The organism is Shewanella sp. Iso12, from assembly GCF_012030025.1.
Lineage (GTDB): Bacteria > Pseudomonadota > Gammaproteobacteria > Enterobacterales > Shewanellaceae > Shewanella > Shewanella algae.
Genome location: NZ_JAAUHW010000001.1, coordinates 551,415 through 569,311, shown reverse-complemented (window position 1 = coordinate 569,311; position 17,897 = coordinate 551,415). Strand labels below are relative to the sequence as shown.

At 53.1% G+C, this 17,897-nt stretch carries 19 protein-coding genes; all 19 read left to right on the top strand.

From position 1 onward, the window contains the following. The first annotated feature begins 46 nt into the window (after positions 1–46). Positions 47–496, top strand: a complete 450-nt coding sequence (gene fliJ, locus HCX89_RS02515) for a flagellar export protein FliJ (RefSeq protein WP_039035641.1) — start codon at positions 47–49, stop codon at positions 494–496. A 147-nt stretch (positions 497–643) separates the two neighbouring features. Beyond that, positions 644–2,167 (top strand): flagellar hook-length control protein FliK, encoded by a 1,524-nt coding sequence (locus tag HCX89_RS02510; RefSeq protein WP_167714949.1) that lies wholly within the window; start codon positions 644–646, stop codon positions 2,165–2,167. A gap of 66 nt (positions 2,168–2,233) precedes the next feature. Further along, on the top strand, positions 2,234–2,758 hold the full coding sequence (gene fliL, locus HCX89_RS02505) for a flagellar basal body-associated protein FliL (RefSeq protein ID WP_025011065.1): 525 nt from the start codon (positions 2,234–2,236) through the stop codon (positions 2,756–2,758). 26 nt (positions 2,759–2,784) lie between these two features. Then, complete coding sequence (gene fliM, locus HCX89_RS02500) at positions 2,785–3,813, top strand: flagellar motor switch protein FliM (protein ID WP_025011066.1); 1,029 nt, start codon at positions 2,785–2,787, stop codon at positions 3,811–3,813. Positions 3,814–3,824: 11 nt separating this feature from the next. After that, the gene (gene fliN / locus HCX89_RS02495) at positions 3,825–4,205 is read left to right on the top strand and encodes a flagellar motor switch protein FliN (protein ID WP_025011067.1); all 381 of its coding nucleotides are present in this window, start codon (positions 3,825–3,827) and stop codon (positions 4,203–4,205) included. A 10-nt stretch (positions 4,206–4,215) separates the two neighbouring features. Next, positions 4,216–4,575, top strand: a complete 360-nt coding sequence (gene fliO, locus HCX89_RS02490; protein WP_025011068.1) for a flagellar biosynthetic protein FliO — start codon at positions 4,216–4,218, stop codon at positions 4,573–4,575. Between the two features lie 29 nt (positions 4,576–4,604). Next, complete coding sequence (fliP, locus tag HCX89_RS02485; protein WP_234506375.1) at positions 4,605–5,315, top strand: flagellar type III secretion system pore protein FliP; 711 nt, start codon at positions 4,605–4,607, stop codon at positions 5,313–5,315. Between the two features lie 9 nt (positions 5,316–5,324). After that, complete coding sequence (gene fliQ, locus HCX89_RS02480) at positions 5,325–5,594, top strand: flagellar biosynthesis protein FliQ (RefSeq protein ID WP_025887440.1); 270 nt, start codon at positions 5,325–5,327, stop codon at positions 5,592–5,594. Between the two features lie 3 nt (positions 5,595–5,597). Then, entirely contained in the window at positions 5,598–6,395 is a 798-nt protein-coding gene (gene fliR, locus HCX89_RS02475; protein WP_025011070.1) for a flagellar biosynthetic protein FliR, read from the top strand. After that, positions 6,395–7,531 (top strand): flagellar biosynthesis protein FlhB, encoded by a 1,137-nt coding sequence (gene flhB / locus HCX89_RS02470; protein WP_044734083.1) that lies wholly within the window; start codon positions 6,395–6,397, stop codon positions 7,529–7,531. The genes fliR and flhB overlap by 1 nt, the downstream gene beginning before the upstream one ends. A gap of 62 nt (positions 7,532–7,593) precedes the next feature. After that, on the top strand, positions 7,594–9,699 hold the full coding sequence (gene flhA, locus HCX89_RS02465) for a flagellar biosynthesis protein FlhA (RefSeq protein WP_028779136.1): 2,106 nt from the start codon (positions 7,594–7,596) through the stop codon (positions 9,697–9,699). Positions 9,700–9,705: 6 nt separating this feature from the next. After that, positions 9,706–11,082: a flagellar biosynthesis protein FlhF gene (gene flhF / locus HCX89_RS02460; RefSeq protein ID WP_123116009.1), complete on the top strand. Its 1,377-nt coding sequence runs from the start codon at positions 9,706–9,708 to the stop codon at positions 11,080–11,082. Positions 11,083–11,086: 4 nt separating this feature from the next. Beyond that, positions 11,087–11,968 (top strand): MinD/ParA family protein, encoded by an 882-nt coding sequence (locus HCX89_RS02455; protein ID WP_025011072.1) that lies wholly within the window; start codon positions 11,087–11,089, stop codon positions 11,966–11,968. Beyond that, positions 11,961–12,680: an RNA polymerase sigma factor FliA gene (locus HCX89_RS02450; RefSeq protein ID WP_025011073.1), complete on the top strand. Its 720-nt coding sequence runs from the start codon at positions 11,961–11,963 to the stop codon at positions 12,678–12,680. Before HCX89_RS02455 ends, HCX89_RS02450 begins: the two co-directional genes overlap by 8 nt. 47 nt (positions 12,681–12,727) lie before the next feature. Continuing rightward, a complete protein-coding gene (gene cheY, locus HCX89_RS02445; protein ID WP_025011074.1) occupies positions 12,728–13,111 on the top strand; it encodes a chemotaxis response regulator CheY in 384 nt (127 codons plus the stop codon). A 13-nt stretch (positions 13,112–13,124) separates the two neighbouring features. Further along, positions 13,125–13,862 carry a protein phosphatase CheZ gene (locus HCX89_RS02440; RefSeq protein WP_025011075.1) on the top strand — a complete coding sequence of 246 codons (738 nt, stop codon included), beginning with the start codon at positions 13,125–13,127 and terminating at the stop codon, positions 13,860–13,862. Between the two features lie 14 nt (positions 13,863–13,876). Continuing rightward, complete coding sequence (locus HCX89_RS02435) at positions 13,877–16,207, top strand: chemotaxis protein CheA (RefSeq protein WP_167714947.1); 2,331 nt, start codon at positions 13,877–13,879, stop codon at positions 16,205–16,207. Positions 16,208–16,227: 20 nt separating this feature from the next. Beyond that, positions 16,228–17,376 carry a chemotaxis response regulator protein-glutamate methylesterase gene (locus HCX89_RS02430; protein ID WP_144128513.1) on the top strand — a complete coding sequence of 383 codons (1,149 nt, stop codon included), beginning with the start codon at positions 16,228–16,230 and terminating at the stop codon, positions 17,374–17,376. Beyond that, on the top strand, positions 17,369–17,842 hold the full coding sequence (locus HCX89_RS02425; RefSeq protein ID WP_025887446.1) for a hypothetical protein: 474 nt from the start codon (positions 17,369–17,371) through the stop codon (positions 17,840–17,842). The genes HCX89_RS02430 and HCX89_RS02425 overlap by 8 nt, the downstream gene beginning before the upstream one ends. Positions 17,843–17,897 lie beyond the last annotated feature (55 nt).

Sequence of the window (17,897 nt, the reverse complement as noted above, 5' to 3'; positions counted from 1 at the left end):
GGGTTAAGGCCCGCAAGGCAGGCAATTTTAAGGAATAATACTACAGATGGCGAAACCCGATCCTTTGCACACAGTGTTGAAACTGGCGGTCGAAGCCGAAGAGCAGGCAGCACTGCAGCTTAAAGCCGCGCAAATGGAATGCCAGAGGCGTAAGTCTCAGCTGCAGGCGCTGCAGGAATACCGTCTCGACTATATGAAGCAACTCGATGCCCAGCAGGGGCAGAGCATTGGCGCCTCCTATTACCAGCAGTTTCATCGATTTGTGCGTCAGGTAGATGATGCCATAGGGCAACAACTTGCCGTGGTCGCCGAGGCCGATAAGCAGCGGGGCTATAGACAGCAACATTGGCTGGAGAAGCAGCAAAAGCGTAAGGCGGTGGAGATGTTGTTGGAGAAAAAAGCCCTGCAGGCCGAAGCCAAAGCCGCCAAACAAGAGCAGAAACTCATTGATGAGTTTGCTTCCCAGCAGTTTTTCCGTCGTAAGCTCAACCATTGAGCCCATTCCTACATCCATTCCCGGACAATTCCTTAATATTCATTCTAAATTTTTTATTGGCGTGAATTTTGCTTTGTTTGAGACAGAGACATTAATTCTGACTCGGCCTATCTTTATCTATTGAGGGCCTAGGTGCTGGAGGAAGGCATGCAGCAGTTATCCAATATCCTGATCGGCAATGCGGGCGGCAAGGGAGTCTCCGCCACAGATGCACTACAATCTACTGATAACGAAGCTTTTTTCGCCGCTTATCAACAGGCGCAGGCCAAGTTCTCGTTCGACTCGCAAGGCGCCAAGCCGGGATTTACCGCTGGCAGTCTTAACAGAGAAGGTGCTCAAGCTGAGCAGGCCGTCGATGTCTCGCTTATTCTGGGGCAAATAGCCATGGGCAAGAAATTGCCGTCTGAAGACGGCACCATAGTCACCGAAGTGGATGAGGTGAGCCTGCTGAAACAGATTGCCGCTCTCACCGGGCTCAAAGAAGATGAGATCAAGGCCATGTCTCCCGAAGAGCAGATGAAGCTCTTGGAAAACCTCAAGCAGGGGAGTGCCGAGCTTGGCATGGTAGTGACAGATAGTCTGGAAGGCGCAGAGGTGATTGCCGCTGACGAAGGCGACGAGAGTGAAGAAGACAGTGCCAAACTGGCCGATACTGATGAGAAAGCGGCAAGCAAAGGCGATAGCAAAGCAGAGGATGAAACTATAGATGCTCCTTTGCTGGCTCTCGACAAGGCGGCTGCAACAGCGGAAAAGGCCAAGTCTCAGGAAGGCGAGCAACAAATGGGTTGGCCGGATGCTGATAAGTCAGCGCGTAAGGCGGCGACTCAGGATGGTATGGCTGCTGTGGTTCGTGAAGCTGTGCTCAATGCCGCTGAGGAAAAGAGTGACAAGATCTTGGCGCAAAGCGCAATTGCCGAGAAGGCCAAGACAGATACTACCGGCAAGTTGGGTGCTGCGGTGGCCGCGGCGGCAACGTCTGTCGGCGCTGACGGCAAGAGTGACAAAGCTACGGCCAAGGATGTTCTCGCCAGCTTACTTAAGGCTGAGGTGAAAGGTACTCAGACTGCTGCCGAGGTACGAAGCCCTGTGAGTGACGCCATACATCAGGCGCTCAAGGGCGATGCGGCATCAACCCAGACAGATATCAGCCCGTTTCAGCAACAGCTGCATCAACAAGGGTTGCAGCCTCCACAGAGGGGAGAGATGGCCCAATATCAACTGTCATTGAGGCAGGGGATGGAGCAATCACTGCAAACCGCCGATATGGTGCAGCGTTTTGCCCCCGTGATGCGGCAGCAGTTGATTACCATGGTCAGTAATGGTGTGCAGCAGGCTGAGATTCGTCTCGACCCACCAGAGCTTGGAGCCATGATGGTCAGGGTTCAGGTGCATGGTGATCAGACTCAGGTGCAGTTCCATGTCACCCAACCACAAACCCGGGATATGCTGGAACAGGCCATGCCCAGATTGAGAGAAATGCTGCAGGAGCAGGGAATGAACCTGGCCGATAGCCACATCTCTCAAGGTGGTCGGGAGCAAGGCGAGCAGCATGGTGGCAATGGCGGTGGTTTTGCCCAAGAGGGTGCCAATGGTGAAATTTCCGCCGAAGAAACGGCACAAAGCACAAATCACACAACAAGTTATGGCTCGGGTATAGATTATTACGCCTGAGCAGGTAACCTATAGGGATGGTATTTTTCCGCGGGCATTGCGGTTGATTAAGGGAAAGGGTAGAGAATGGCAGAGCAAGAAGAGCTTGAGCTGCAAGAGGCGCCGGCGCCCAAAAGCAAAAAGAAACTCTTTATCTTCGGCGGCATTGGTTTGGTGGTGTTGCTGCTGGTCGGTGCTGGCTTGTGGTTTTTCCTGGGCGGTTCAGATGACACTGCGGTCGATGCGGCCGAAGGTGAGCAGGTAACCGAAGAAGCTCAGGCCAATAACAGCAGGGAAGCCTTCTATGTGGCCATGCCCAGACCATTTCTGTTCAATCTGCCGGGGGCTAACCGTTCCAGGCTGGTGGAGATAAAGGTACAGCTCATGGTGCGTGGCAGTGATGACGATGTCACTCTCAAGAAGCATATTCCCTTGATTGAAGATGCACTGCTGACCACTTTCAGCGGTGCCGATGTTGAAAAGCTCAGCAGCCAGGCAGGTAAGGATGAGCTCAGACAGTTGGCGCTGCTCAATGTACAAAACACACTGCAACCGGTTACCGGCCGTAAAGTCGTTGAGAAAGTGCTGTTCACCGGCTTTGTGATGCAGTAACAGGGACAAGAGGCGAAGGCAATATCGTGAGTGATTTATTAAGCCAAGACGAAATTGATGCGCTGCTTCATGGCGTGGACGACGTCGAAGAAGAGGATGCCCAGGAGTCGGGACACGACGCCCAATCCTATGACTTTTCTTCACAGGATCGTATCGTCCGTGGCCGGATGCCGACCCTGGAAATTGTCAACGAGCGCTTTGCCCGTCACCTGCGGATCAGTATGTTCAACATGATGCGCCGGGCAGCCGAAGTCTCCATTAACGGCGTGCAAATGCTCAAGTTTGGTGAGTATGTGCACACTCTGTTTGTGCCAACCAGTTTGAATATGGTGCGCTTCAGTCCACTCAAGGGGACGGCGCTGATTACCATGGAAGCCAGATTGGTGTTTATTCTGGTGGATAACTTCTTTGGTGGCGATGGCCGCTTCCATGCCAAGATCGAAGGGCGGGAATTTACCCCGACAGAGCGGCGCATAGTACAGCTGTTGCTGAAGATTATCTTTGAAGATTACAAAGATGCCTGGGCGCCTGTGATGGATGTCGAATTCGACTATCTGGACTCAGAAGTTAACCCGGCGATGGCCAACATTGTCAGCCCAACCGAAGTGGTTGTGGTCAACTCTTTCCATATTGAAGTGGACGGCGGCGGTGGCGATTTTCACATTACCATGCCCTATTCTATGATTGAACCCATCCGGGAACTGCTGGATGCCGGGGTTCAAAGCGACAAGCAAGATACCGATATGCGCTGGTCTCAGGCGCTGAAAGACGAGATCATGGATGTCGAAGTGGGGCTGGATGCACGTCTGCTTGAAAAAGAGATGACTCTCAGGGAAGTAATGGAGTTCAAGGCCGGTGATGTGATCCCGGTTGAGTTGCCTGAGCATATAGTGATGAAGATTGAGGACTTGCCTACCTACAGATGTAAGCTGGGGCGGGTAAGGGAAAACCTGGCGCTGAAGATCTGCGACAAGATCCCGCGTCCGGAAACGGTCAAGACCGAACTGCAGCTGGTAACCCGCAAGGGTAAATCCAAGGATATCTCGGATATATAAGGTGATAGAGAATGAGTACTGAAGAGATGGACGATTGGGCTGCCGCCATGGCCGAGCAGGCTGAAGAGGAGGCCAAGGCGGTTGATTTGGATGAGCTCAAGAGCGATGCCAAACCCTTGTCTGAAGAGGAAGCCGCCAAACTGGATACCATTTTGGATATCCCCGTGACTATCTCCATGGAGGTGGGGCGCAGTTTTATCAGTATCCGCAATCTGTTGCAGCTCAACCAGGGCTCGGTAGTGGAGCTGGATAGAGTCGCCGGTGAACCTCTGGATGTGATGGTCAATGGCACCTTGATTGCCCACGGCGAAGTGGTAGTGGTCAACGACAAGTTCGGTATTCGTCTGACGGATGTGATAAGCCAGACCGAACGTATCAAGAAACTCAAATAAGCCGGTGGCCATGACTCAAACGACGACCCAGGCGGCAACCGCCTTGACTCACGACGGTGGCAGCAGCCTGGCGACCATGGCCAGCATGATGGGCGGGCTTATTCTGGTGCTGGCGTTGATTTTTGTGCTGGCCTATCTGGTGAAACGCCTCAATTTGGTGCCGGGCAGCCAATCGGCTATCAAGACGCTGGCAGTTACCCCGCTCGGGCAGAAAGAGAAGCTGGTATTGGTGGAACTGGATGGGCAGCAATACCTGCTGGGAGTCACCGCGGCGCAAGTCTCTTTGGTAGATAAGCTGGAGCGGCCGGTGACCATAGACAATGAGAGCTTCGCCGCCAAGCTCAGGCAGGCCAGGGTGAAACCATCATGAAATATTGGCCACTGCTGCTATTACCTCTGATGCTGCTGCCGGGCTTTGCCCAGGCTCAGGATGCATTGTTTCCGGCGGTAACCGTGACTACCGGGCCGGATGGCTCGACTCAGTATTCGGTGACCATGCAGATCCTGCTGCTGATGACCGCCATGAGTTTCCTGCCGGCCATGGTGATCATGCTGACCTCTTTCACCCGTATCATAGTGGTCTTGTCTATCCTGCGGCAGGCTATAGGCCTGCAACAAACCCCTTCCAATCAGGTTCTTATCGGTATGAGCCTGTTTATGACCTTCTTTATCATGGCGCCTGTGTTTGACCGCATCTATGATGACGCGGTGCAGCCGTACATGAATGACAGCATGACCTTGCAGCAAGCATTCGATGCCGGACAATCGCCGCTGAAAAAGTTTATGTTGTCACAAACCCGCACCACGGATCTCAACTCCTTTATTGAGATCTCCGGCTACCAGAACATCAACAACCCTGAAGATGCTCCTATGACAGTGGTGATCCCGGCCTTTATCACCAGTGAGCTCAAGACCGCATTCCAGATAGGTTTTATGCTGTTTGTGCCTTTCCTTGTGCTGGATTTGGTGGTGGCCAGTATTCTGATGGCCATGGGTATGATGATGCTATCCCCCATGATTGTTTCCTTGCCGTTCAAGATCATGTTGTTTGTGCTGGTTGATGGCTGGACCCTGGTGATGGGCACTCTCGCCGGCAGCTTCGGTTTATAGGAGGCGCAGATGACCCCCGAGTCACTGATCGACATTTTCCGCGAAGCCCTGGCGGTGATCGTGATGATGGTTTCGGCCATAGTGGTGCCCGGGTTGATCATAGGCTTGATTGTGGCAGTGTTTCAGGCTGCTACCTCCATTAACGAACAGACTCTGAGTTTTCTGCCCAGGCTCTTGATGACCCTGTTTGCACTGATGTTTATCGGTCATTGGCTGGTGCGCACCATGATGGATTTCTTTATCGAGATGGTTCACAGGATCCCGCAAGTGGTGGGCTGAGCCATGGAGATACTGTTCGACAGCATCCAACAGACTCTGGCCGCCTACCTCTGGCCATTGTTTCGGGTGGCCAGCATGTTGATGGTGATGGCGGTTTTTGGCGCCAATACCACGCCAGCCAGAGTCCGTTTGTTGCTGGCGCTGGCCTTGACTGTGGCAATAGCGCCTGTCTTGCCGCCCATGCCCGGAGTGGATCTTTTCTCTCTCGCAGCAGTATTTATTACTACTCAACAGATTCTTATCGGTACCGCCATGGGGTTTGTTACCTTGCTCATCATGCAAACCTTTGTGCTGACCGGGCAGATAATCGGCATGCAAACCAGTTTGGGCTTTGCTTCCATGGTGGATCCCAGCTCAGGGCAGCAGACGCCTGTGATAGGTAACTTCTTTTTGCTGCTGACCACCATGATCTTCCTGGCGGTAGATGGCCACCTGGTGATGATACGTATGCTGGTGGCAAGCTTTGAAACCTTGCCGGTATCCAGCGAAGGGATCAAAATTGCCAACTATCGCACCCTGGCTGAGTGGGGCAGCTATATGTTCGGCGCCGCGTTGACCATGTCTATCTCGGCCATTATCGCACTGCTTACCGTTAACCTCTCTTTCGGGGTGATGACCCGGGCGGCACCCCAGCTGAACATTTTTGCCATAGGTTTTCCCGTTACCATGATAGGTGGCCTGATTATTCTTTGGTTGACACTGGGGCCTGTGATGGCTCACTTCGATGAGGTTTGGCATGCGGCGCAGCTGTTGCTGTGTGACATGCTGGAGCTGACCTGTAATCTGGATGGAGTCCCCTGATGGCAGAGAACGAAGACGGGCAGGAAAAAAGCGAGGAGGCAACCTCCAGGCGCTTGCAACAGGCCAGAGAGAAAGGGCAGGTTGCAAGGTCAAAAGAGTTGGGCACCTCGGCGGTATTGTTGGCCGCAGCCGTGGGTTTTGCCATGCTGGGGCCAAGTCTGGCCGCCAGTCTGGCCTCTGTCATGAGCCGTATCTTCTCCATGGAACGGGATCAGATATTCGATACCAACAGCATGTTCAATGTCTGGGGTATAGTTGCCGCCGAGCTGGGTTGGCCTATGGCCGGTTTTATTCTGTTTCTCGGTTTCGTGGCCTTTGTCGGTAATATTGTTCTAGGCGGTATCAGTTTTTCGACCCAGGCATTTATGCCCAAGGGCAGTAAGATGAACCCTATGACCGGCTTTAAAAGGATGTTCGGGGTACAGGCGCTGGTGGAGCTGGCCAAGGGGATCGCCAAGTTTTCCGTGGTGGCACTGTCAGCCTATCTGCTGCTGAGCTTCTACTTTGAAGATATTCTCAGGTTGTCGCAGGATCACCTGCCGGGCAACATACGCCATGCATTGGATCTCTTGGTATGGATGTTTATTCTACTGAGTGCGTCCACCCTGGTGATAGTGGTCATTGACGTGCCGTTTCAAATTTGGAACCACGCCAAGCAATTGCGGATGACCAAGCAGGAAGTCAAAGACGAGTACAAGGACACCGAAGGAAAGCCCGAGGTCAAAGGCCGTATTCGCCAGTTGCAAAGGGAGATGGCCCAGCGGCGGATGATGAGTGAAGTGCCCAAGGCCGATGTAATAGTGGTTAACCCCGAGCACTTCGCGGTAGCGATAAAGTACGATGTAGACAAGTCACCTGCGCCCTTTGTGCTTGCCAAGGGCGTTGACGATGTGGCCTTTAAAATTCGTGAAATTGCCAGAGAGCACCAGGTTGCCATAGTGTCGGCGCCGCCTCTGGCGCGGGCGATTTACCATACTACCAAGCTCAATCAGCAGATCCCCGAAGGCCTGTTCACCGCTGTAGCCCAAGTGCTCGCCTATGTGTTCCAGCTCAGGCAATACCAAAAAGGCAAGGGCACTCGGCCCAAACCTATCCCTCTCAATCAACCCATCCCGGATGAATACAAGCAGTATTGAAGCTAACTTGGCGCGAAACTTGCTGAACTTGGTCTAAGTGTCAAACTTCAGGCTGATAGTGAATGGATGTTAAAGCGACGCTCGGGCAACTGAGGCAAGTAAAACCGGCAAACTTCAAGGGCGTAGGCACGCCGCTTCTGGTCCTGGCGACGCTGGCCATGATAGTTTTGCCTATGCCGGCCTTTCTGCTGGATATCCTGTTTTCCTTCAATATCGCCCTGGCACTGGTGGTGCTGCTGGTGGCTGTTTACACTCAAAGGCCACTGGATTTTGCTGCTTTCCCGACCGTTTTGCTGGTAGCCACTCTGCTCAGACTGGCGCTTAACGTCGCTTCTACCCGGGTGGTATTGCTCGAAGGTCACAACGGCGGTGATGCTGCCGGTAAAGTGATTGAGGCCTTCGGCTCTGTGGTGATCGGCGGTAACTATGCCGTAGGTCTGGTGGTGTTCCTCATTCTGATTATCATCAACTTTGCCGTGGTAACCAAGGGTGCCGGGCGTATTTCGGAAGTGAGTGCCCGCTTTACCTTGGACGCCATGCCGGGTAAACAGATGGCGATTGATGCCGACCTCAATGCCGGGATCCTCAATCAGGAGCAGGCCAGGGTACGCCGGGAAGAAGTCACTCGTGAGGCCGACTTCTACGGCTCTATGGACGGTGCCTCCAAGTTTGTGAAAGGGGATGCGATTGCCGGTATTTTGATCTTGGTGATCAACATTTTGGGTGGCTTCATCATAGGGATAGTTCAGCACGGACTGAGCTTTTCCCAAGCGGTAGAGATTTACACCCTGCTGACCATAGGTGATGGCCTGGTAGCGCAGATACCCGGGCTGTTGTTGTCCATCGCTGCCGCGCTGATGGTGACCCGTCAGAATGAGTCCGGCGATATGGGGCAGCAGGTCGTGCAGCAGATGTTCGACAACCCCAAATCATTGCTCATCGCTTCTGCGGTACTCTTTGTGATGGGGATAGTGCCCGGCATGCCTCATCTGGCGTTTTTAACCTTTGCCTTGCTGGCCTCAGTGGGCGCCTTCTTTATCTACAAACGTAATGAAAAGAACAAACAACAGGCGCTGGAGCTCGCCAAGAAAGGGCCCACAGAGAAGAGCCTCAACGAACCCAAAGAACTCAGTTGGGACGATGTTCGTCATGTGGACACCATTGGCTTGGAGGTGGGTTATCGCCTTATTCCTTTGGTGGATAAAGGTCAGGGTGGCGAGCTTCTCGGCCGTATCAAAGGGGTGCGCAAGAAGCTGTCTCAGGAACTGGGTTTCCTGGTGCCGGCAGTACATATCCGCGACAACCTGGACCTTTCTCCCAATGCCTATCGCATCTCTTTGATGGGGGTGGCAAGTGGTGAAGCCGAAGTACGTCACGATTGTGAACTGGCGATTAACCCGGGACAGGTATTCGGTAAGCTGGATGGCATAGAAACCAAAGATCCCGCCTTTGGTCTGGATGCGGTATGGATTGCCCCCGAGCTCAGAGAGCACGCCCAGACTCTGGGCTACACGGTTGTGGATGCCGCCACTGTGGTGGCCACTCATCTCAGCCAACTTCTGACCAACAACGCCTCCAAACTGCTGGGTTACGAAGAAGTGCAACAGTTGCTGGATATGCTGGCCAAGCATTCGCCCAAATTGGTCGATGGCTTCATTCCCGATGTGATGACCCTGGGCAATGTGGTTAAGGTGATGCAGAACCTGCTTAACGAGGGGGTATCGATTCGGGATCTGCGCACCATAGTCCAAACCCTGCTGGAGTACGGTCCCAAGAGCAATGACACCGAGGTGTTGACCGCCGCGGTACGTATTGCCCTTAAACGCATGATAGTGCAGGAGATAGCCGGTCCTGAGCCGGAAATCCCCGTCATAACTTTGGCGCCAGAGTTGGAACAGATGTTGCATCAGTCAATGCAGGCGACAGGGGGCGAAGGTCCGAATATCGAGCCGGGACTGGCAGAGCGTATGCAGCAGTCACTGGCCGGAGCGGCCCAGAAGCAGGAAATGGTAGGTCAGCCCGCCATATTGCTGACATCCGGCATGCTGCGTTCTACTCTGTCACGTTTTGTTAAGCACACTATTCCCAATCTGCGGGTGATCTCCTATCAGGAGGTTCCCGATGAGAAACAGATACGCATAGTGTCAGCCGTTGGCCAACAGGGGTAACCGAAAGTGAAGATTAAACGTTTTTTTGCCAAAGATATGCGTGCTGCGCTGGCTCAGGTGAAAGAGACTCTGGGGGCAGATGCCGTAATCATGTCCAACAAGAAGGTTACCGGCGGCATAGAGATAGTGGCGGCGGTTGATTACGACTCTCCCAAGCCTGCTGCGGCGCCAACCGCATCGCCTTTTATGGAGTTGGGTGAGGACAAAGTCTCCCTCGGCAGTGGTCATGTGCGCAGCAATAGTAAGACCAACCCGGAGCCTGTTGCCGATTCTCTGCAAGCTTTGCTTGAGCGGCAACAGAGCCGTTTGAATGAACAGCTGGGGCAGCAAAACAGCGCCAAAGATTTGGATATGCCTGCTTGGGCCAAAGGGCTTGCTGAAGAGCACAAGCCAGCGCCACAGCTGCGTGAAAAAACGCCTGAGCGGGCAAGCAAGGGCAACAGCGTCAAGCAACAGCAAGAGATGGAAGCCATGCGTGAAGAGCTGGCTTCCCTGCGTGGTTTGTTGACCCATCAGCTTTCCAGTTTGATGTCGGATCAGCGCAGCCGTACAGATCCTGTCGGTGCCATGTTGAAGCGTAAATTACTGGAAGCCGAGTTCTCCCCTGATGTTGCCGAGCGCCTGGCATCTTTAAGCCAGCACTATCAAAGCGCTGAACTTGGCCGTGCCTTGCCGCAAAGTTTGGCAAACCTGCTTGATAATCAAGGTGATGATTTAATGCGCCAGGGCGGCATTGTCGCGTTGGTCGGTCCTACCGGTGTTGGTAAAACCACAACATTGGCCAAACTTGCGGCCCGTTTCATTGCCCATCATGGCCCGGATTCTGTATTGTTGGTCACCATGGACCATTATCGCATCGGAGCCTTTGAGCAATTGGCAACTTATGGCAAAATAATGGGATGTCCGGTGAAGCAAGCTCATGATCTCAATGAGTTGGAGCAGATACTGTATCAGTTCCGTAGCCGGAAACTGGTTTTGATAGATACCGCAGGTATGGGACAAAGGGATATGCGCCTGTACCAACAACTGGATAACCTTGCCGCCAATACCCGTTTGCCTATTCGTAGCTATCTGGTGCTCTCGGCAACCGGTCAACGCCGGGTGCTTGAAGAGGCGGTAAGTCATTTCCAGCGAATTGATCTCGCAGGGGCGGTTTTAACTAAACTTGATGAGTCCGTCTCTTTGGGCGCCGCGCTGAGCGTGTTGATCCAAAGTGGGTTATCATTAAGTTATATTACTGACGGTCAAAGGGTTCCTGAGGATATGCAGGTAGCCGATACCCTGACCTTGGCCAAGCAGGCATTGGCCGTATTGAACAAGACAGAAGCAAGCCATTTTAATAATAAAGCCAGGTCAGAAGAGATGACCTATGCATTTGAGTAAAGCTATGACCCGGGACCAAGCGAGCGGTTTACGAATGATGAATCAACCAAATAACGAAAAAGTAAAAGTGATTGCCGTGACCGGAGGCAAGGGTGGGGTGGGTAAAACCAGCGTCTCCATCAATACTGCGGTTGCTCTGGCAGAGAAAGGCAAACGCGTCCTGGTATTGGATGCTGACCTTGGGTTGGCCAACGTGGATGTGATGCTCGGGCTGCGCGCCGAACGTAACTTATCCCATGTGCTCTCGGGTGAGTCTGAACTCGATGATATTATTGTTCGTGGCCCAAAAGGAATTGGCATTATTCCCGCCACCTCTGGCACCCAGGCCATGGTCGAGTTGACTGCGGCCCAACACGCCGGTCTTATCCGCGCCTTCAGCGAAATGAAAACCCAGTTTGATATTTTGGTAGTCGATACGGCCGCCGGGATCTCAGATATGGTACTCAGCTTCTCTCGTGCATCACAGGATGTACTCGTGGTTGTCTGTGATGAACCCACCTCAATTACCGATGCTTATGCACTGATTAAGATACTCAGTCGTGAGCATGGTGTGTTCCGCTTCAAAATTGTCGCAAATATGGTACGTAGTTTGCGGGAAGGTATGGAGTTATTTGCTAAGCTCAGTAAAGTAACCGACAGATTTTTGGATGTGGCACTGGAACTTGTAGCAACTATTCCGTTCGATGAGAACCTGCGCAAGTCGGTGCGAAAGCAGAAACTGATAGTGGAAGCTTATCCCAAATCTCCGGCCAGCATCGCCTACCATGGGCTGGCCAACAAGATTATGAGCTGGCCTATACCTCAGCAACCGGGAGGCCACCTCGAGTTCTTTGTCGAACGTTTGGTACAAAGAACTGAATACCAGGAGGAAGGTGCGAGTGAATAAAGCGGCTGCATACTCAGGTTTAAACGATAAGACACAGATCGTTGAGCAATATGCACCGTTGGTAAAACGAATAGCCCATCACCTGCTCGCGCGTCTGCCTGCATCGGTTCAGCTCGATGACCTGCTGCAGGCCGGCATGATGGGACTGCTGGAAGCTTCATCCAAATTTGATGGCAGCAAAGGTGCCAAGTTTGAAACCTTTGCCGGGATCCGTATACGTGGTGCCATGATAGATGAAATACGCCGTGGCGACTGGGTGCCACGCTCGGTTCATCGCAACAACCGACGTGTAGCTCAGGTGATGGATGAGCTCGAACAGGAGCTGGGCCGGGATGCCCGTGATAGTGAAATTGCCGAGCGACTGGATATGTCGCTGGATGAATACCATCATATTCTCAATGATGTTTCTACCGGCAAAATCATAGGGATAGAAGACCTGGGGGTAGCGCCCGATGTACTGGTGTCGGAAGATATGCCGGCCGACGACACTTTTGAGGATCTGGCCCAAAGCCAATTCCAATCAGCCTTGACCGATGCAATTAAGCGCTTGCCAGAGCGCGATGCCTTGGTTTTGTCGCTATATTATGATGAAGCACTGAATTTAAAAGAGATTGGTGCCATTCTTGAGGTAAGTGAGTCCCGGGTGAGCCAGATCCATAGTCAGGCCATGCTGAGGCTGAAAGCCAAACTCAAGCACTGGACACAAGCGTAATTAATGATTGAGCAACTTTTAAGTATGTCAGCTCACCGGAGGAAACCTTGGACAAGAATATGAAGATTCTTATCGTTGATGACTTTTCAACGATGAGACGGATCATTAAGAACTTGTTGCGAGACCTGGGGTTCAACAACACCCAGGAAGCAGACGACGGTTCAACAGCCCTGCCTATGTTGCAAAAGGGCGATTTTGATTTCGTCGTAACCGACTGGAACATGCCAGGTATGCAGGGGATTGACCTGCTCAAGGCGATTCGCGCCGATGAGCACCTCAAGCATATCCCTGTATTGATGGTGACAGCCGAAGCAAAACGCGAACAGATCATCGCGGCTGCTCAGGCCGGTGTGAATGGTTATGTCGTTAAACCTTTTACTGCCGCTACGCTGAAAGAGAAGTTGGATAAGATCTTCGAACGGCTCGGTTGAGTGGGGTGATGCGATGAAAGCAGAGACATCCGGGCTGGTGACACTGGAGCAGGCGCAGGAATTAGTGGCCTTGCTCAGTCAGGGCGAGCAGGAAAAGGCCGATGAATTACTTCGGGAACTGGCGGCTCCCCTGCAACGGGATCTGTTTGATGAAGTTGGCAAGTTGACCCGCCAGTTGCATAGCGCCTTGGTGGATTTTCAAGTGGATAGCCGGCTTATTGAGCTTGCCAATACTGATATTCCCGATGCCAAAGAACGACTGACTTATGTCATAGATATGACAGAGCAAGCCGCCAACAAGACCATGGACGCGGTTGAGGAATGTCTGCCGCTGTCGGATGCTCTGAGTACTAACCTGCAAAATGTTAAGCCCGCCTGGGACAAGTTGATGCGCCGCGATCTGGCCTTGCATGAATTCAAGAGCTTGTGTCATGACGTACAGCACTTTATGCAGCAGAGCGAAGCCGATGCCTGTCGCCTGCGGGAATTGCTGAATCAGATTCTGATGGCCCAGGATTTTCAGGACTTGACCGGACAGATGATTCGCCGGGTCATAGAACTGGTTCGGGAAGTCGAAAACAGCTTGGTTTCTATGCTGACAGTATTCGGTGAGCAGCCGCTGGATGAAATTCGCGGCAAGGAAGAGAAGAGCATAGAGGCAGAAGGGCCTATCCTGAACGCAGAGCAACGCGAAGACGTGGTGAACGGTCAGGATGAAGTAGATGATCTGCTTTCGAGTCTGGGTTTCTAATAGGAGTCAATTTAATGGCCTTTGATGTTGATGAAGAGATACTCCAGGATTTTTTAATTGAAGCAGGCGAGATCCTAGAGCTGTTGCAGGAACAGTTGGTGTCTCTGGAAAACAATCCGGAAGATACGGATCTGCTCAACGCCATCTTCAGGGGATTTCACACGGTCAAAGGCGGTGCCGGATTCCTGGGATTGGCCCCCATGGTGGATGTATGCCACGAGGCAGAAAACACCTTCGACTTGTTGCGTACCGGTAAGCGCAGCGTCAGCTCTGAATTGATGGACATCATTCTGCAGGCGCTCGACAGTATAAATACCATGTTCGGCCAAACTCAGTCCGGTCAGGAGCAAGAGCCCGCGGATGAAGTCTTGCTGGACAAACTCAAGTTGCTCAGTTCAGGGGCGCCTTTGCCCTCCGAGCAGGCTCAGGAGGAAACTCCTGTTGCAGTAGAACCCAGTGATGAGAGTGTTGATGAGCTGTTTGACGGCATGCTCGACAGCGCCGCTGGGGTGGAACTGTTTGATGAACCGGCCGCGCCAACTCCTGAAGCACCCAAGGCTCCGGCCCAAGGGGCTGAAGGCAGCATAGATGAAATCGATGAAGCCGAGTTTGAAGCCCTGCTGGATGCCCTGCATGGTTCAGGCAAAGGGCCTTCTGCCAACAGTACTCAGGCCCCGAGTGGTGATGCTCCCAAGCCCAGCGATAGTGCACCTGCCAACACCTCTTCCGATGACATTACAGACGATGAGTTTGAAAAGCTGCTCGATGAGCTGCACGGCAAAGGCCAGTTTGCTGCCGCACCTGCGGCCAACAGTGCCGTAGAGGAAGCGCCTACTGCCAGTGTCGATGCTGATGAAATTTCCGATGATGAGTTTGAAAAGCTGCTTGATGAGTTGCACGGCAAAGGCGCCGGTCCTGGGGCTAACACCAGTGGTTCAGAGCCTGCTGCGGGTAATGCAACTGCCAAAGCGCCTGCTGCATCTCAAGCATCTGCATCTCAAGTAGCCGCACCCAAAGCACCGGCAGCGAATGCAGCTGCTACGCCGAAGGCGGCTCCAGCTGCTGCCAAAGTCGAGGCACCTAAAGCGGCCGCCAAACCTCAGGCCAAGGCTCCTGCTGTTGCTAAAGACACTGCTCCGGCCAAGGCTGCGACCAGTGTGCCTCAGGGGGAAACCACGGTTCGGGTAGATACGGCTCGCCTGGATGAGATCATGAATATGGTCGGTGAGCTGGTATTGGTACGTAACCGCTTGGTCAGCCTCGGGATATCCCGTGAAGATGAAGAGATGTCCAAGGCGCTGGCCAACCTGGATCTGGTGACCTCCGATCTGCAGGGTGCCGTGATGAAGACCCGGATGCAGCCGATTAAGAAAGTATTCGGTCGTTTCCCTCGGGTGGTTCGCGACTTGGCCCGCAGTCTCAATAAAGAGATAGATCTGCGGATGATAGGTGAAGACACGGATCTGGATAAGAACCTGGTCGAAGCCCTTGCCGACCCTCTGGTGCACCTGGTGCGTAACTCTGTGGATCACGGTATTGAAATGCCTGATGTGCGCGAGGCCAATGGTAAGCCCAGAACCGGGGTTATTACCTTGGCGGCCAGTCAGGAAGGTGACCATATCCTGCTTAAAATTGAGGATGACGGCGCCGGTATGGACGCTGCCAAACTCAAAGAGATTGCCATAAGTCGTGGTGTGCTGGATGAAGACAGCGCCGCCCGAATGTCCGATCAGGAAGCCTATAACCTGATCTTCGCTCCCGGCTTCTCAACCAAGGTGGAGATTTCCGATATCTCCGGCCGAGGTGTTGGGATGGATGTAGTCAAGACCCGTATTACTCAGCTTAACGGCTCTGTGCATATCGACTCGGTCAAGGGTAAAGGCACTCGTCTGGAGATCAAGGTACCTTTAACCTTGGCGATTATGCCCACTCTGATGGTGGAAGTTGCCAAGCAGGTGTTTGCCTTGCCGCTTTCCAGCGTGAATGAGATTTTCCATCTGGATCTGACCAAGACCAATATTGTAGATGGGCAATTGACAGTGATCGTTCGGGACAAAGCTGTGCCACTCTTCTATCTTGAGCGTTGGCTCAGCCGTAAGCCGATGAGTTTCCAGCATGGTGACAAGAAACATGGCCATGTGGTCATAGTTCAGCTTGGCACCATGCAGATAGGCTTTGTGGTAGATGCCCTGATAGGTCAGGAAGAGGTGGTAATTAAACCTCTGGGCTCCATGTTGCATGGCACACCGGGTATGGCCGGGGCCACAATTACGTCGGACGGCGGAATCGCGCTGATCCTCGATGTACCAGGATTATTGAAGCACTACGCCAAATCCAAGCGTTGAAGTGCCGTATAAGGATTTAAATGACCATTAAAGTTTTGGTTGTCGATGATTCGAGCTTCTTTCGACGACGTGTCAGCGAGATAGTCAATCAGGATCCTGAGCTTGAGGTGATAGGTATGGCCAATAACGGTGCCGAAGCCGTTAAACTGGCCGCCGAGCTCAAGCCTCAGGTGATTACCATGGATATTGAAATGCCTGTCATGGACGGGATTACCGCCGTGCGGCAGATAATGGCTTCTCATCCGACACCTATCCTGATGTTTTCCTCCTTGACCCATGATGGAGCCAAGGCGACCTTGGATGCGCTGGACGCCGGGGCTCTCGATTTTCTGCCCAAACGCTTTGAGGACATTGCTACCAACAAGGACGAAGCGATTCGACTGCTTCAGCAAAGAGTCAAGGCGTTGGGACGCAGGCGTATATTCCGCCCTATAGTCCGTCCGAGTGTGGCGCCTACGCCGGCAACCACCCCAAGCCGACCCACGGCGCCAAGCAGTCTGCAGCGTCAAGCTGCCACAGCTGAAAGTGCTGCCGCCAGTCGCCAGCCGGTGAGGCGCAGCGGCGGAGCGGTCCCTGCCAGAGCCAGTGGTAAACAATACAAGCTGTTGGCTATAGGCACATCCACTGGTGGCCCTGTGGCATTGCAGCGAATTTTGACCCAGTTTCCGGCAGATTATCCGCATCCTATCTTATTGGTACAGCACATGCCTGCAGCCTTTACTCCGGCCTTTGCCAGCAGGCTCAATGGCTTGTGCAAGATAGAAGTCAAAGAAGCGGTCAATGGCGATATGCTCAGACCAGGCTGTGCCTATCTCGCGCCCGGTGGTATGCAGATGATGCTCGAGCGCTCCGGCGCTGGAGGCAGGATTAAAATTCTTGCCGGCAATGAAGAGATGAACTATAAGCCCTGTGTCGATATCACTTTTGCTTCAGCCTCCAAGGCCTTTGGCGGAGATGTACTGGCGGTTATTTTGACGGGGATGGGTGCCGATGGCCGAGAAGGTGCGCGCATGCTCAAAGGTGTTGGTGCCACCATCTGGGCCCAGGATGAAGCCTCTTGCGTCGTTTATGGCATGCCACAGGCAGTGACGGCGGCCGGTATCTCCAGCCAGTCTATCTCACTGGATAATATGGCAGAGGCGATATTGAGAGAATCGGCTCGTGGCTGACAAAGAGACGCGCCTGCTGGGATACCGGTTGGCGCTGTTTTTGTTTTTGGTCGCCTTGGTGGTAGTGGCGGCGCTTTACTGGGACTTACGACAAAAAAATCGGCAACTGAGTGAGAAAGTCGCCCAGCTTGAATCGTCCCAGGTCCTCTTGATGGTGCCGGATGAACAGGCCGCGATTATTGCCGATTGGATGAGTCGTCACCCACAACAGACAGCATCCTTATTGGATGTGATTCGACCTAAGGTGACATCCGGGACGGGGCCAGAGGCTCCGACTTCAGCCAACTTGTCAGTCCCGTCGGGTGATATTTCGCCAGAGAGAACCCCGGGCGAGGCTGGGGCCGCAGTGCCACTGCCTGCTCAGACTGAAGATACCAGGGTGACAGAGCTGGAAAATGGCGTAAAAGTAATACGTTTACCTCACGGTGGGATCCGTGTCACTACCCGTGAAGAGGGTAATGAGTAGCCGTACAAGACAAGAACGACAATAATAGTGGCTCGTTACACTAGTTGGCCGATAA

Coding starts and splice junctions, on each gene's coding strand:
- fliJ (WP_039035641.1), top strand. CDS start 47: ATGGCGAAACCCGATCCTTTGCACACAGTGTTGAAACTGGCGGTCGAA.
- HCX89_RS02510 (WP_167714949.1), top strand. CDS start 644: ATGCAGCAGTTATCCAATATCCTGATCGGCAATGCGGGCGGCAAGGGA.
- fliL (WP_025011065.1), top strand. CDS start 2,234: ATGGCAGAGCAAGAAGAGCTTGAGCTGCAAGAGGCGCCGGCGCCCAAA.
- fliN (WP_025011067.1), top strand. CDS start 3,825: ATGAGTACTGAAGAGATGGACGATTGGGCTGCCGCCATGGCCGAGCAG.
- fliO (WP_025011068.1), top strand. CDS start 4,216: ATGACTCAAACGACGACCCAGGCGGCAACCGCCTTGACTCACGACGGT.
- fliP (WP_234506375.1), top strand. CDS start 4,605: ATGCTGCTGCCGGGCTTTGCCCAGGCTCAGGATGCATTGTTTCCGGCG.
- fliQ (WP_025887440.1), top strand. CDS start 5,325: ATGACCCCCGAGTCACTGATCGACATTTTCCGCGAAGCCCTGGCGGTG.
- fliR (WP_025011070.1), top strand. CDS start 5,598: ATGGAGATACTGTTCGACAGCATCCAACAGACTCTGGCCGCCTACCTC.
- flhB (WP_044734083.1), top strand. CDS start 6,395: ATGGCAGAGAACGAAGACGGGCAGGAAAAAAGCGAGGAGGCAACCTCC.
- flhA (WP_028779136.1), top strand. CDS start 7,594: ATGGATGTTAAAGCGACGCTCGGGCAACTGAGGCAAGTAAAACCGGCA.
- HCX89_RS02455 (WP_025011072.1), top strand. CDS start 11,087: ATGACCCGGGACCAAGCGAGCGGTTTACGAATGATGAATCAACCAAAT.
- HCX89_RS02440 (WP_025011075.1), top strand. CDS start 13,125: ATGAAAGCAGAGACATCCGGGCTGGTGACACTGGAGCAGGCGCAGGAA.
- HCX89_RS02435 (WP_167714947.1), top strand. CDS start 13,877: ATGGCCTTTGATGTTGATGAAGAGATACTCCAGGATTTTTTAATTGAA.
- HCX89_RS02430 (WP_144128513.1), top strand. CDS start 16,228: ATGACCATTAAAGTTTTGGTTGTCGATGATTCGAGCTTCTTTCGACGA.